The organism is Shigella sp. FC1661, assembly GCF_001712525.1.
GTDB classification, from domain to species: Bacteria; Pseudomonadota; Gammaproteobacteria; order Enterobacterales; family Enterobacteriaceae; genus Escherichia; species Escherichia coli.
This window is the reverse complement of the sequence record NZ_MDGW01000066.1, coordinates 1-14,147: the sequence shown is the minus strand read 5'-3', so window position 1 is coordinate 14,147 and position 14,147 is coordinate 1. Positions and strand designations below refer to the sequence as shown.

11 protein-coding genes and 4 pseudogenes are annotated in these 14,147 nt (G+C 50.9%); 1 reads left to right on the top strand and 14 read right to left on the bottom strand.

The features are described from left to right. Positions 1-7: 7 nt before the first annotated feature. From atpG to asnC, 11 genes are all read right to left on the bottom strand, one after another. Entirely contained in the window at positions 8-871 is an 864-nt protein-coding gene (gene atpG, locus BFF42_RS05005) for a F0F1 ATP synthase subunit gamma (RefSeq protein ID WP_000896498.1), read from the bottom strand. Between the two features lie 50 nt (positions 872-921). Next, positions 922-2,463, bottom strand: coding sequence for a F0F1 ATP synthase subunit alpha (gene atpA / locus BFF42_RS05000; protein ID WP_001176742.1), 1,542 nt, complete (start codon positions 2,461-2,463; stop codon positions 922-924). A gap of 12 nt (positions 2,464-2,475) precedes the next feature. Further along, positions 2,476-3,009: a F0F1 ATP synthase subunit delta gene (gene atpH, locus BFF42_RS04995; RefSeq protein ID WP_001288587.1), complete on the bottom strand. Its 534-nt coding sequence runs from the start codon at positions 3,007-3,009 to the stop codon at positions 2,476-2,478. A 14-nt stretch (positions 3,010-3,023) separates the two neighbouring features. Then, positions 3,024-3,494: a F0F1 ATP synthase subunit B gene (gene atpF / locus BFF42_RS04990; RefSeq protein ID WP_001052219.1), complete on the bottom strand. Its 471-nt coding sequence runs from the start codon at positions 3,492-3,494 to the stop codon at positions 3,024-3,026. 61 nt (positions 3,495-3,555) lie between these two features. Further along, positions 3,556-3,795 (bottom strand): F0F1 ATP synthase subunit C, encoded by a 240-nt coding sequence (gene atpE, locus BFF42_RS04985; protein WP_000429386.1) that lies wholly within the window; start codon positions 3,793-3,795, stop codon positions 3,556-3,558. A 46-nt stretch (positions 3,796-3,841) separates the two neighbouring features. Continuing rightward, positions 3,842-4,657 carry a F0F1 ATP synthase subunit A gene (atpB, locus tag BFF42_RS04980; protein WP_000135625.1) on the bottom strand — a complete coding sequence of 272 codons (816 nt, stop codon included), beginning with the start codon at positions 4,655-4,657 and terminating at the stop codon, positions 3,842-3,844. Between the two features lie 8 nt (positions 4,658-4,665). Beyond that, a complete protein-coding gene (atpI, locus tag BFF42_RS04975; RefSeq protein ID WP_000116695.1) occupies positions 4,666-5,046 on the bottom strand; it encodes a F0F1 ATP synthase subunit I in 381 nt (126 codons plus the stop codon). A gap of 616 nt (positions 5,047-5,662) precedes the next feature. Then, positions 5,663-6,286, bottom strand: a complete 624-nt coding sequence (rsmG, locus tag BFF42_RS04970) for a 16S rRNA (guanine(527)-N(7))-methyltransferase RsmG (protein ID WP_000932839.1) — start codon at positions 6,284-6,286, stop codon at positions 5,663-5,665. A 23-nt stretch (positions 6,287-6,309) separates the two neighbouring features. After that, positions 6,310-8,199 (bottom strand): tRNA uridine-5-carboxymethylaminomethyl(34) synthesis enzyme MnmG, encoded by a 1,890-nt coding sequence (mnmG, locus tag BFF42_RS04965; RefSeq protein WP_000499808.1) that lies wholly within the window; start codon positions 8,197-8,199, stop codon positions 6,310-6,312. A gap of 378 nt (positions 8,200-8,577) precedes the next feature. Further along, entirely contained in the window at positions 8,578-9,021 is a 444-nt protein-coding gene (mioC, locus tag BFF42_RS04960; protein WP_000763731.1) for an FMN-binding protein MioC, read from the bottom strand. Positions 9,022-9,110: 89 nt separating this feature from the next. Then, positions 9,111-9,569 carry a transcriptional regulator AsnC gene (gene asnC / locus BFF42_RS04955; RefSeq protein WP_000432970.1) on the bottom strand — a complete coding sequence of 153 codons (459 nt, stop codon included), beginning with the start codon at positions 9,567-9,569 and terminating at the stop codon, positions 9,111-9,113. 151 nt (positions 9,570-9,720) lie between these two features. Between asnC and asnA the strand changes: the two are divergent. Next, positions 9,721-10,711, top strand: a pseudogene (asnA, locus tag BFF42_RS04950) (aspartate--ammonia ligase). 4 nt (positions 10,712-10,715) lie between these two features. Here the strand turns inward: asnA and viaA are convergent. The 3 pseudogenes from viaA to BFF42_RS04935 form a co-directional block, all read right to left on the bottom strand. Next, positions 10,716-12,166, bottom strand: a pseudogene (gene viaA / locus BFF42_RS04945) (ATPase RavA stimulator ViaA). After that, a pseudogene (gene ravA / locus BFF42_RS04940) lies at positions 12,160-13,655 on the bottom strand (ATPase RavA). Before ravA ends, viaA begins: the two co-directional pseudogenes overlap by 7 nt. A 102-nt stretch (positions 13,656-13,757) precedes the next feature. Continuing rightward, positions 13,758-14,147: pseudogene (locus BFF42_RS04935) on the bottom strand (IS4 family transposase); the annotation flags it as partial.

Sequence of the window (14,147 nt, the reverse complement as noted above, 5' to 3'; positions counted from 1 at the left end):
AACCTGTTTAAACCGCGGCGGCCCCCGAGACGATCTCGGTGAGTTCCTGAGTAATGCTGGCCTGACGAGCTTTGTTGTATACCAACTGCAGCTCTTTAATCAGGCTGCCGCCATTGTCGGTCGCGGCTTTCATCGCCACCATACGGGCGGCCTGCTCGCTGGCCAGGTTTTCAACCACGCCCTGATAAACCTGAGATTCGACATAACGACGCAGCAGGGTATCCAGCAACGCCTTCGGATCGGGTTCGTACAGGTAATCCCAGGATTTATGTTTCAGATCATCATCATCTGATGCCGGTAACGGCAGCAGCTGGCTGATGGTCGGAACCTGAGACATGGTGTTAATAAATTTGTTGCTGACAATGTAAAGCTTGTCCAGACGGCCTTCGTCGTAGGCCTGCAACATCACTTTTACCGGACCGATCAGTTCGGACAGGGAAGGGTTATCCCCCATGCCGGTGACCTGGGCAACAACATTGCCGCCCACGGAGTTGAAGAACGACACGCCTTTCGAGCCGATCATTGCGAGATCGCATTGAACGCCTTTGTCGGTCCAGGTCTTCATTTCCGCCAGCAGTTTTTTGAACAGGTTAATGTTCAAACCACCGCACAAACCACGGTCGGTCGACACCACCAGGTAGCCCACGCGTTTAACGTCGCGGTCTTCCAGGTAAGGGTGCTTATATTCCAGATTACCATGTGCAAGGTGACCAATCACTTTGCGCATGGTTTCTGCATAAGGACGGCTGGCCGCCATGCGATCCTGCGATTTACGCATTTTGGAAGCGGCGACCATCTCCATCGCTTTAGTGATCTTTTGCGTGTTCTGGACGCTTGCGATCTTACTACGTATCTCTTTTGCGCCGGCCATGAGCTTCTCCTCAATGCCTTGCGGCCTGCCCTAAGGCAAGCCGCCAGACGTTACCAGGATTGGGTTGCTTTGAAGGAATCGAGGATGCCTTTCAGTTTGCCTTCGATTTCGTCGTTGTAGCCACCGGTCTGGTTGATCTCTTGCATCAACGGAGCGTGATCACGGTCGACGTAAGCCAGCAGAGCGGCTTCGAAGCTGCCAATTTTCGACAGTTCAACATCCGCCAGGTAACCACGTTCTGCTGCGAACAGAACCAGAGACTGCTGCGCAACGGACATCGGCGCATACTGTTTCTGTTTCAGCAGTTCGGTCACTTTCTGACCGTGGTCAAGCTGCTTACGTGTTGCATCGTCAAGGTCGGATGCAAACTGAGAGAACGCTGCCAGTTCACGATACTGTGCCAGAGCGGTACGGATACCACCGGACAGTTTTTTCATGATCTTGGTCTGTGCTGCACCACCAACACGGGATACGGAAATACCCGGGTTAACCGCAGGACGAATACCGGCGTTGAACAGGTTGGTTTCCAGGAAGATCTGACCATCGGTAATGGAGATTACGTTGGTCGGAACGAACGCAGAAACGTCACCCGCCTGAGTTTCGATAATCGGCAGTGCGGTCAGAGAACCGTTTTTCCCTTTCACTTCACCTTTGGTGAAGGCTTCAACGTATTCGGCGTTAACACGTGCAGCACGCTCCAGCAGACGAGAGTGGAGGTAGAAAACGTCGCCCGGGAATGCTTCACGTCCTGGCGGACGACGGAGCAGCAGGGAGATCTGACGGTAAGCAACAGCCTGTTTAGACAGGTCATCGTAAATGATCAGCGCATCTTCACCGCGGTCACGGAAGTATTCGCCCATTGCGCAACCGGCATACGGTGCCAGGTATTGCAGTGCAGCGGATTCAGACGCGGTTGCTACCACAACGATGGTGTTAGCCAGTGCGCCGTGCTCTTCCAGTTTACGTACCACGTTAGAAATGGTGGACGCTTTCTGGCCGATAGCGACATAGATACATTTGATACCGGAATCGCGCTGGTTGATGATGGCATCGATAGCCAGTGCGGTTTTACCTGTCTGACGGTCACCGATGATCAATTCACGCTGACCACGACCGATTGGGATCATGGAGTCAACGGCTTTATAACCGGTCTGTACCGGCTGATCTACGGACTGACGTTCGATAACGCCCGGAGCGATTGCTTCTACAGCAGAGAAGCCGTCGTGATCCAGCGGACCTTTACCGTCGATTGGTGCACCCAGAGTGTTAACCACACGGCCCAGCAGGCCACGGCCAACCGGAACTTCCAGGATACGGCCAGTACACTTAACTTTCATGCCTTCGGCAAGGTCAGCGTACGGACCCATAACAACCGCACCTACAGAGTCGCGCTCGAGGTTCAGTGCGATAGCGTAACGGTTACCCGGCAGGGAGATCATTTCACCCTGCATACAATCGGCCAGGCCGTGAATGCGGATAACACCGTCACTTACAGAAACAATAGTACCTTCGTTGTGAGCTTCACTCACAACATTGAACTGAGCAATGCGCTGCTTGATCAGTTCGCTGATTTCGGTGGAATTCAGTTGCATGCTCCAGTCCCCTTAAGACTGCAAGACGTCTGCAAGGCGCTCAAGACGACCGCGTACGCTGCCGTCAATGACCATATCACCCGCTCGGATGATAACGCCTGCCATTACAGACTTATCGATTTTGCAATTCAGCTTAACTTTGCGTGACAGACGTTTTTCCATCGCAGCAGAAATTTTCGCGAGCTGTTGTTCACTCAGTGCGGCAGCGGAAATGACGTCTACCTCAGCGGTAGCCTCACTCACGGCACGAAGGTGAATAAACTGCTCCAGAACATCCGGGAGCGCGTTAAGACGACCATTTTCAGCCATTACCCGAATCAGGTTCTGACCGTTTTCGTCCAGTTGCTCACCACAAACTGCGATAAACGACTCGGCGAGCGTTTCTGGCGCAAGCGCGCCAGAGAGAAGCTCTGCCATTTGTTCGTTTTTGGTTACCTCGGCGGCAAACGCCAGCATGTCCTGCCAGCGTTCTACACTTTGGTGTTCGACGGCAAAGTCAAAAGCTGCTTTGGCGTAGGGGCGAGCTACCGTAATAAATTCAGACATCAGCCCCTCCCTCCTTACAGTTCAGCGACAAGTTTATCCACGATGTCGCTGTTAGCAGCTTCATCCACGGAACGTTCGATGATCTTCTCGGCGCCAGCAACAGCCAGGATAGCAACTTGCTTACGCAGCTCTTCACGGGCACGTTTACGCTCGGCTTCAATTTCTGCCTGCGCCTGGGCCACGATTTTAGTACGTTCCTGTTCTGCCTCAGCTTTCGCTTCGTCCAGAATCTGCGAGCGGCGTTTGTTCGCCTGCTCGATGATTACCTGGGCTTCCGCTTTCGCTTTTTTCAGCTGGTCGGTCGCGCTGGCCTTTGCAAGGTCAAGGTCCTTATGTGCTCGTTCTGCGGAAGCAAGGCCGTCAGCAATTTCTTTTTGACGTTTTTCGATGGCTGCCATTAATGGCGGCCATACGTACTTCATGCAGAACAGAACGAACAGGACAAACGCGATGGCCTGGCCGAGGATTGTTGCGTTAAGATTCACAGCACAATGCCTCTATTTAGTTAACGTTCTGATATTGCTCTTTAAATAAAAGCAACGCTTACTACGCGACAGCGAACATCACGTACAGACCCAGACCTACAGCGATCATCGGGATAGCATCCACCAGACCCATAACGATAAAGAACTGAGTACGCAGCAGAGGAATCAGATCAGGTTGACGCGCTGCGCCTTCCAAGAATTTACCCCCGAGGATGCCGATACCGATCGCAGCACCGATTGCCGCCAGACCCATCATCACAGCGGCAGCCATGTACAGCAGATCCATATTCAGGTTTTCCATGACAGTCTCCAGTTTGTTTCAGTTAAAACGTAGTAGTGTTGGTAAATTAATGTTCTTCAGACGCCATCGACAGATAGACGATCGTCAGAACCATGAAGATGAAGGCTTGCAGCGTAATGATCAGGATGTGGAAAATGGCCCACGGCACATTCAGGATCCACTGTGACCACCACGGCAACAGACCAGCAATCAGAATGAAAATCAGCTCACCGGCATACATGTTACCGAACAGTCGCAAACCGAGTGAAACTGGTTTGGACAGCAGGCTTACCCCTTCAAGGATTAAGTTGACAGGAATGAACGCCCAGTGATTGAACGGCTGCAGCGTCAACTCTTTCGTGAAGCCGCCGATGCCTTTCATTTTGATGCTGTAGAACAGAATCAGGATAAATACGCCCAATGCCATAGACAGCGTTACGTTCACGTCCGCAGACGGAACCACACGCAGTGCAGGCAGACCCAGTACATGTTCAGCAATGTACGGCAGCAGGTCGATAGGCAGTAAATCCATCAGGTTCATCAGGAATACCCAGACGAAGATCGTCAGGGCCAGCGGAGCAATCAGCTTGCTTTTGCCATGGTACATGTCTTTCACGCTACCATTAACAAAGCCGATCACCAGCTCAATCGCGGTCTGAAACTTACCTGGCACACCGCTGGTCGCCTTTTTGGCTACGCTACGGAATAAAACCAGGAACAACAGACCCAGCACCACCGAGAAGAACATGGAGTCAATATTGATTGTCCAGAAGGTGGCTGGGGGGTTTTGTGGATCCACCAGCGAGAATGTACGCAGGTCCAGCTGAAGGTTATTCAGGTGGTGTCCTATGTAATCCTGCGGCGTCATATTTTCTGAAGCCATGATGCCTTTTACCCTTTGTTGTTAATTACAGCCGGTGCCAGTATCTGAACCACCAGCACCAAAACCCACGTAACGATCAGCGGCAAGAATACCGCCTTTAAAACCGCCAACGCCACCACCAGTAACACCAACATCGCCAGAACTTTGAAAGCTTCGCCAAATGCGAATGTCCAGGCCACCCGGCCTTTCGCTGGTGTATGCGCCTGGTGACGCCAGGCAAATATCATAAACAAAACGTTAGGCAGAAAGACTGCCAGGCCCCCGCTTATTGCAGAGACGCCCCAGAAGGGGTCTTTGAGGCTGAACAGCAATCCACTTGCTATCACCACCAGTAACTGAACGAGCAGAAGCTTCCGAGCAACGTTTCGACTCACGAGCGACACAGACATCACGTTTTTCACTCCTGCTCCCTTCGAGGTATGCCGCGTGTCGTATAAAACTTTCTTTAAGGCTTAGAGTCAAGCATCAAAAAGCGGTCAAATTATACGGCGCGCCCCCATGATTTCAAACAATAAGTAGCCAAAAGGTGAATAAATGTTTAAATATTTTTCCAGTGCATACAATTGCGACTTTTCTGCTAACCCTGTTCGATCATGAAAAACTGTAAATAACGCGTAAACACTGGTGATAAAGCGTGCTTCAGATCACATATTGCGCATGTTCGCGCACAGCATATTTATTTACTTGGCAAATGATGCCTTTGCAAGTTTATGATATTTCAGTCTAAAAACAGATACTGTTTTAATAAATGACATTTACACAACAAAAACCACCCATTGACATTTTTAATAATGTTTTAGCAGCCAATGATGGTTCTTAGCGCCGATTTTTAGCAGACTGATATTTTCACTAATGACTTATTTTCTGCTTACCAAAAAAAGCCACGTTATCTTGTTGATGCAAAAGAGTGAACGTGGCGTTAAATGTAACCAGTTATATCAGTAGAAAACCTGGTTGTTGTTAACAGTCTAACCGGTCAATTTTTTATGATTTTTTTGATAAAAATTAAATTTTATTTGCTTTAATCACCACCAGATGACGTTCGCCATCCAGGGCTGGAACCTGAAGTTTAACCACTGATTCGACCTGATATTCTTCGGGCAACAAAGCGATTTCATCTTCCGGCATTTGCCCTTTCAGCGCGTAGAAACGGCCTTGCTCACCAGGAAGATGGTGGCACCAGCTCACCATATCGTTCAGAGAGGCAAAAGCGCGGCTAATTACGCCATCAAATGGCGGCTCTGAAGGAAACTCTTCTACCCTGCTCTGTACTGGTTCAATATTCTCCAGTTTAAGCTCATGTTGCACCTGACGAAGGAAACGCACGCGTTTACCAAGGCTATCCAACAGAGTGAAATGGGCTTCAGGACGCACGATAGAGAGTGGAATGCCTGGCAGTCCTGGTCCGGTGCCGACATCGATAAACCGTTCACCTTGCAGATACGGTGCCACCACAATGCTATCGAGAATATGGCGTACCAGCATCTCATTAGGATCGCGGACCGAAGTCAGGTTGTACGCTTTGTTCCATTTATGCAGCATATTCACGTAGGCAATAAGCTGGTTTTTCTGGTGATCGGTAAGCGAAATACCTGCGTCTTTCAGCAGTAAGGAGAGTTTGTTGAGCACGGTGATTACCTGTTCTTGATGCGTTATGCGCTACGACGCAGCATACCCTGTTTTTTCAGCCACACCAGCAGAATGGAGATGGCCGCAGGCGTGACGCCAGAAATACGCGAAGCTTGGCCGATAGAGGCTGGTTTGTGATCGTTAAGTTTGGCGATCACTTCGTTAGAAAGACCGGATACCTGGCGGTAATCCAGTGTCGCGGGTAGCAGGGTGTTCTCGTTACGCAGCTGCTTTTCGATCTCATCTTGCTGGCGCGCGATATAACCTTCGTATTTAACCTGAATCTCAACCTGTTCCGCCGCCTGTTCGTCTGTCAACGCAGGGGCAAACGGCGTCAGCGTGGTTAATTTTTCATAAGTCATTTCCGGACGACGCAGCAGATCTTCACCACTGGCTTCACGGGAAAGCGGCGCAGTCAGGTGAGCATTCACTTCGGCTGCAGCTTCCGCCGACGGGGTTACCCAGGTCGATTTCAGACGCTGACGCTCACGCTCGATATTCTCAAGTTTCTCGTTAAAGCGCGCCCAACGTTCGTCATCCACCAGGCCCAGTTCACGACCGATTTCAGTCAAACGCAAATCCGCATTATCTTCGCGTAGCATCAGACGATATTCTGCGCGCGAAGTAAACATACGATACGGTTCTTTGGTTCCTAAAGTGCACAGGTCATCAACTAGTACGCCGAGATACGCCTGAGAACGTGCCGGAGCCCAACCTTCTTTGTCAGCAGACAGACGGGCAGCGTTAAGACCGGCCAGCAAACCTTGCGCAGCGGCTTCTTCGTAACCGGTAGTGCCGTTAATCTGACCAGCAAAGAACAGCCCCTGGATAAACTTGCTCTCCAGCGTCGGTTTCAGGTCGCGAGGATCGAAGAAGTCATACTCAATGGCATAACCCGGACGCACGATCTTCGCGTTTTCCATCCCCTGCATAGAGCGGACGATTTGCATCTGCACATCGAACGGCAGGCTGGTGGAGATACCGTTCGGATAAATTTCATTAGAGGTCAGTCCTTCCGGTTCAAGGAAGATCTGATGCTGATTTCTGTCGGCGAAGCGCATGACTTTGTCTTCGATCGACGGGCAGTAGCGTGGGCCGACACCTTCGATCACCCCTGCATACATTGGGCTACGATCGAGGTTACTGCGGATCACATCATGGGTTTTCTCGTTGGTATGAGTGATATAACACGGCACCTGCTGGGGATGCTGGGACGCATTGCCCATAAACGAGAATACCGGCATTGGGTTACCGCCATGCTGTTGCGCCAGCACACTAAAGTCGATAGTTCGAGCATCAATACGCGGTGGTGTCCCGGTTTTCAGACGACCAACGCGCAGCGGCAGTTCACGCAAACGGCGAGAAAGCGGAATGGACGGCGGATCACCAGCACGGCCACCGCTGTAATTATCCAGACCGATATGAATTTTACCGTCGAGGAACGTCCCAACGGTGAGCACGACGGCTTTGGCACGGAACTTCAGTCCCATTTGGGTAACAGCACCGACCACTCGATCGTTTTCGACAATAAGATCTTCAACCGCCTGCTGGAAGATCATCAGGTTCGGTTGGTTCTCCAGCGCCGTACGTACCGCCTGACGGTAGAGCACACGATCCGCCTGAGCTCGGGTAGCGCGAACCGCCGGTCCTTTGCTTGCGTTTAGTATCCTAAACTGGATACCCGCTTGATCGATCGCTTTCGCCATCAGACCGCCGAGTGCATCCACTTCTTTTACCAGATGTCCCTTCCCAATACCGCCGATCGCCGGGTTGCAGCTCATCTGCCCCAGAGTGTCGATATTGTGTGTCAAAAGCAGAGTCTGTTGACCCATACGCGCCGCGGCCATCGCGGCCTCGGTGCCTGCATGACCCCCGCCAATGATGATGACGTCAAAAGGATCCGGATAAAACATGGTGATTGCCTCGCATAACGCGGTATGAAAATGGATTGAAGCCCGGGCCGTGGATTCTACTCAACTTTGTCGGCTTGAGAAAGACCTGGGATCCTGGGTATTAAAAAGAAGATCTATTTATTTAGAGATCTGTTCTATTGTGATCTCTTATTAGGATCGCACTGCCCTGTGGATAACAAGGATCCGGCTTTTAAGATCAACAACCTGGAAAGGATCATTAACTGTGAATGATCGGTGATCCTGGACCGTATAAGCTGGGATCAGAATGAGGGGTTATACACAACTCAAAAACTGAACAACCGTTGTTCCTTGGATAACTACCGGTTGATCCAAGCTTCCTGACAGAGTTATCCACAGTAGATCGCACGATCTGTATACTTATTTGAGTAAATTAATCCACGATCCCAGCCATTCTTCTGCCGGATCTTCCGGAATGTCGTGATCAAGAATGTTGATCTTCAGTGTTTCGCCTGTCTGTTTTGCACCGGAATTTTTGAGTTCTGCCTCGAGTTTATCGATAGCCCCACAAAAGGTGTCATATTCACGACTACCAATACCGATTGCGCCAAAGCGGACCGCAGAAAGATCGGGCTTCTGTTCCTGCAATGCTTCATAGAAAGGAGAAAGGTTGTCCGGAATATCTCCGGCACCGTGGGTGGAGCTGATAATCAGCCAGATCCCCGAGGCAGATAAATCTTCCAACAGCGGACCGTGCAGCGTTTCGGTGGTAAAACCCGCCTCTTCCAGCTTTTCAGCCAAGTGTTCTGCTACATATTCGGCACCGCCGAGGGTGCTGCCGCTGATAAGAGTGATATCTGCCATAAACCGCCACCTTTATTAAGAGTGGCGTATTGTACGCTGTGAACGCGTTGGGATCTACCTGTGGAAAAGTATGGGATTAAAAAAGCCGATCAGGGCTTGATAGTACGCATGATCGGGTTTTGCAGGACGATCAATGTCTCGGTGGACTGAATTTCATCAATTGTTTGGATCTTGTTGATAAGTACATGCTGGAGAGCGTCGATCGAACGGCACATTACTTTTATAAAGATGCTGTAGTGGCCTGTTGTGTAATAGGCTTCAGTGACTTCATCAAGGCTTTCCAGCTTTGCCAGCGCGGAAGGGTAGTCTTTGGCGCTCTTTAATATAATGCCGATAAAGCAGCCTACGTCATAACCGAGCTGCTTCGGGCTGACATCAATACGCGCCCCGGTAATGATCCCCGCCTGCTTCATTTTCTCTACCCGAACGTGAATCGTCCCCGGACTGACGCCAAATTGTTTCGCCAGTTCGGCGTAAGCGGTGCGCGCATTGCCCATTAATGCTTCCAGGATTCCACGGTCCAGATTGTCGATCAGATAATTTTCCATAGGATTTTCTTATGCAGATTGATGATTCATTCTATTTTAGCCTTCTTTTTTAATGAATCAAAAGTGTGTTAGGCTTTTTATTGAATGATTATTGCATGTGTGTCGGTTTTTGTTGCTTAATCATAAGCAACAGGACGCAGGAGTATAAAAAATGAAAACCGCTTACATTGCCAAACAACGCCAAATTAGCTTCGTGAAATCTCACTTTTCTCGTCAACTGGAAGAATGTCTGGGGCTGATCGAAGTCCAGGCACCGATTCTTAGCCGTGTGGGGGATGGCACGCAGGATAACTTGTCGGGCTGTGAAAAAGCGGTGCAGGTAAAAGTGAAAGCTCTGCCTGATGCCCAGTTCGAAGTGGTTCATTCACTGGCGAAGTGGAAACGTCAGACCTTAGGGCAACACGACTTCAGCGCGGGCGAAGGGCTGTACACGCACATGAAAGCCCTTCGCCCCGATGAAGACCGTCTTTCTCCGTTGCACTCGGTCTATGTAGACCAGTGGGACTGGGAACGCGTAATGGGCGACGGTGAGCGTCAATTCTCGACTCTGAAAAGCACGGTAGAGGCGATCTGGGCGGGAATTAAAGCAACCGAAGCTGCGGTTAGCGAAGAGTTTGGCCTGGCACCGTTCCTGCCGGATCAGATCCACTTCGTACACAGCCAGGAGTTACTGTCTCGTTATCCGGATCTCGATGCCAAAGGGCGTGAGCGGGCGATAGCGAAAGATCTTGGCGCGGTATTCCTTGTCGGGATTGGCGGCAAGCTGAGCGATGGTCATCGCCACGACTGCGCGCACCGGATTATGATGACTGGAGCACCCCGTCAGAGCTGGGTCATGCGGGTCTGAACGGCGATATTCTGGTGTGGAACCCTGTACTGGAAGATGCGTTTGAGCTTTCTTCATGGGGATCCGCGTGGATGCCGACACGCTGAAGCATCAGCTGGCGCTGACCGGTGATGAAGATCGTCTGCAGCTGGAATGGCATCAGGCGCTGCTGCGCGGTGAAATGCCGCAGACCATCGGCGGCGGTATCGGCCAGTCTCGTTTGACTATGCTGCTGCTGCAACTGCCGCATATCGGCCAGGTTCAGTGTGGAGTATGGCCAGCTGCTGTTCGCGAGAGCGTCCCTTCTCTGCTGTAATAATTTATCGCCGCCAGCGTCTGAGCAGGCGGCTTCGCATCCCGGTATCAAAGCGCCAGATATGATCGAAAATGCGCATGATGCCGGGTTTGCCGTGTGCCGACATCGCCACGGCATGAAAGCGATGCTGATGTACCCGCTGCAGCTCTTTCACTTTACTCGTCACGTCGTCAGGCAACCGCTGAGCGATAAAATCAGAAATCACCACCGCATCGGCATCAAACCATTCCCTGCTTTGCAAGCGTTCCATAATGGCGCGAAAACAACTGGCAAGATCGGTGCCGCCACGAAACTGCTGGCTTAAAAAACGGATTGCTTGTTCGATGCCTTGTGGGCCTGAAAGCTCATAACGGACGATCTCGGTGGAAAATAGCATAATATAGCAGCGCCGGTTTTCTGCGAGAGCAATGCGCATCAAGGCCAGGCAGAACGCTTTCGCACACTGTTCATTAAAGCCGCCCATTGAGCCGGAAGCATCCACACAGACAATAAACGGCCCGCGCGGCTGTTCATCGTAATCTTTATGTACCACCGGACGTTCGATCACTTTTTCACGCCACGACTCACCGTGCAGGCGATAGGTGAGCAACTGTTTTTCCACCAGCCGACGGTAAAACTCATACTCCAGTTCCGTTATCCCTAGTGTCGCCAGTTCTGGCGGCAGGAGACGTAAAATATCATCGCTTTGTTGCAGACCATCAACTTGCTCAGGAACCGTCGCCGGTTCGCGCACCATGGTGCGGAAGGTTTCCATCTGCGCATCGTTGCGCGGTATTGATTTGGCTTCCCGAGAACGCCCCAGCTGCTCTGCCAGGCGTTTCAGTTCCGGCTGTTCGTTAAGAAATTCACCGTATTTCACAATCAACTGATAGTCGCCACGTTTAAGCTGGCCGGCGCTCATATCCCACAGACGACCAGCTGCGGTATTGTTATCTGCGAGAATCGGTTCAAGTTGTCCGCTCAGCGTCATGCGTTCCTGAACTTCACTTAACAGTTGTTCGCGTTCTTCTTCTAATAGCTGTTGATTTAACGTCGTTGCTTGCACGATCAGACTTAAACGCAGCGCTGGAGAAAAAGCGTGTGTAACGCTGAAGTTATTGTGCTGTTAGCATCAACCAACTGCCGGGCTTGTTCTGCCCATGGGGAATTCAGACGATGCAGTAAGTCCAGGATCTGTGGTAGCTGCACAATAAACTGCGGCGTGGAGAGGAGCTGGCTTTGCTGATAGCACATCACCTCTTCGGTGAGTTCTGGCGGGACTCGGGCATCTTTCAGCCGACTGCGCAGCGCCTCACGCCAGCGGGGAACATCATCAGTGATTGCTGCCTTCAGTCGTGGGAATTTTTCAAAGAAGACCGCCAGCTGCGGTGAGGCCAGCAGTGCGATGATCATCTCTTCGATCAATCCCTCTTCGCTGACGGCCAGCATCACATTAAGCGTATCCAGCGTTAGCATTGTTGTGCCTGGCGAATCTGTGCACCGACATCCTGTAGGCTGGCTTCAATGCGACCTAACCAGTCGCCAGGGATAAACAGACATTTTTGCTGTTCGCTGAATAAAGCGTGTTGCTTACGCCAGTCGCTTTCAAGCTCTTCCAGTTGTTGTTTTATTTCACCTGGCAGACCTTCAGCCGATGAACCGGGAAGTGCCAGCGTACTGCCTTGTAAACTTACATCGCGTACAACAAGATGTTGGGTGCTATCAACTTCCAGATTCAGTTTCTGGGCAAAGCCGATACCGTTCAGTTTGCCGCGAATTTCACCACCTTTACTCAGCCACTGTTCCAGCGCGCTACGCTCAAAGGAGATATGAACCACTTCCATATCATGCAGTTTTAACGGTTTTTGCAGCAGCAGAGTCAGAGTGGAAGCAGTAACGTTAACAGGGAGTTGATACTGCTGACGACGGCTAAAAATGCCGCCCAGACGAATTACCGTTAAGGCTGTTTTATCGCTTTGTTGCTGCTGAAGTTGCAGGTGACGTTGCACAATCGCGCCCAGGCGGGTCAACATCCCTTGCTGTTGCCAGGCGTGACCGGTCATCAATACATCAATTTGTTGTTGTATCAAATTCAGGCTTTGCGCGTCATACCACAGGCAATCTTTCAGCAAAATGAGATCTACCGGGGCAACAGCACTGCGACCGCTAAAAAAGGCGCTGGCCTGCAATAATCGGATCGCTTTTTTCCAGCGACGATCCGAGACATAAGGCGCATCCGGTAATTTATCCAGTTGCTGGCGCAGCATAAAAATCAGCTCAAATACATGATCGGGCAGCGTAATTTCACCAATCTCTTTCTGCCAGCGTTCATATTCTTCATCTGTGACCTGCAAGGCATCAGGAACCGGATTGTCGTTTTCATCCTGTTGACTGGTCAGCATGGAGCGGAAATTCGCTTTATCCTGCACTTTATCTAACCACAGACGAATCAGCATGCGGTCATATAACGCTTCCAGACTGCTGTCTGCTTCCGGCAGCTCGTTGGAGGCCGCCACCAGCAGACGCATCGGGATTTTTTCTACGTGTGCACCGTTGCGGAACTGGCGCTCGTTAATGGCGGTGAGCAAGGTATTAAGAATTGCCGGGCCCGCTTTCCAGATCTCATCCAGAAAGACAATTTCTGCTTCCGGCAGGTAACCGCTGGTTAAACGTTCATAGCGCCCTTCATCTTTTAGCGCCTGAATAGAAAGGGGACCAAAAACTTCTTCCGGCGTGGAGAAGCGGGTCATCAGATATTCAAACGCGCGGGCATTCTGAAAGGCGAATTTTAAGCGCCGGGCGATCAAACTTTTGGCAATACCTGGCGGGCCAAGGAGGAACACACTTTCACCACTTAATGCCGCTAATAAACACAAGCGGATGGCGTGGCTACGTTCATAAAGCCCTTTTCCAACGAACTGCTCAGGCGGGAAATTCTTTCCGCTAATAAATGAGGGTGAGCCATAATGAAGTGGCGTCCTTTCGTCAAAAGTTCTGCGTAAATTGCGAGTATAGACGTTTCTTGCTGGTGGCTAAAATAGTCTCAAAGGGGGGTAATGCCAGTCAGTTAAGCAACTGACTGGCTCTTTTTCGGGGCTGTGGGGTATTTCCAGGGCCTCTCCTTTACCACTCTCGGGAAGGCCCTTTCCCTTCTCGTCGGTAATTTCACAAGTTGTCCCATACTTGCAAGATCGCGCATCAGCTCCGGTATACGTCCCGGTGAAGCGCCCTGCAATGTCATCAGCATTCTCATCACCATTCCGCATGATTCTGAGAAACTCAGTTGATTCGGCCAGTAACCTTTCAGATGTTCCGCCATTTTAATCATCTGATATCTCACCAGATTATAAGCCAGTAAGACACCCCACAGCTCTTGCTCCACAAGCTCCGGCTTTTTACTTCTCAGCGTCAGCCTGCTCAGTTGCATCGTCTGTTTTATCTCCCTGTATCCCAGTTC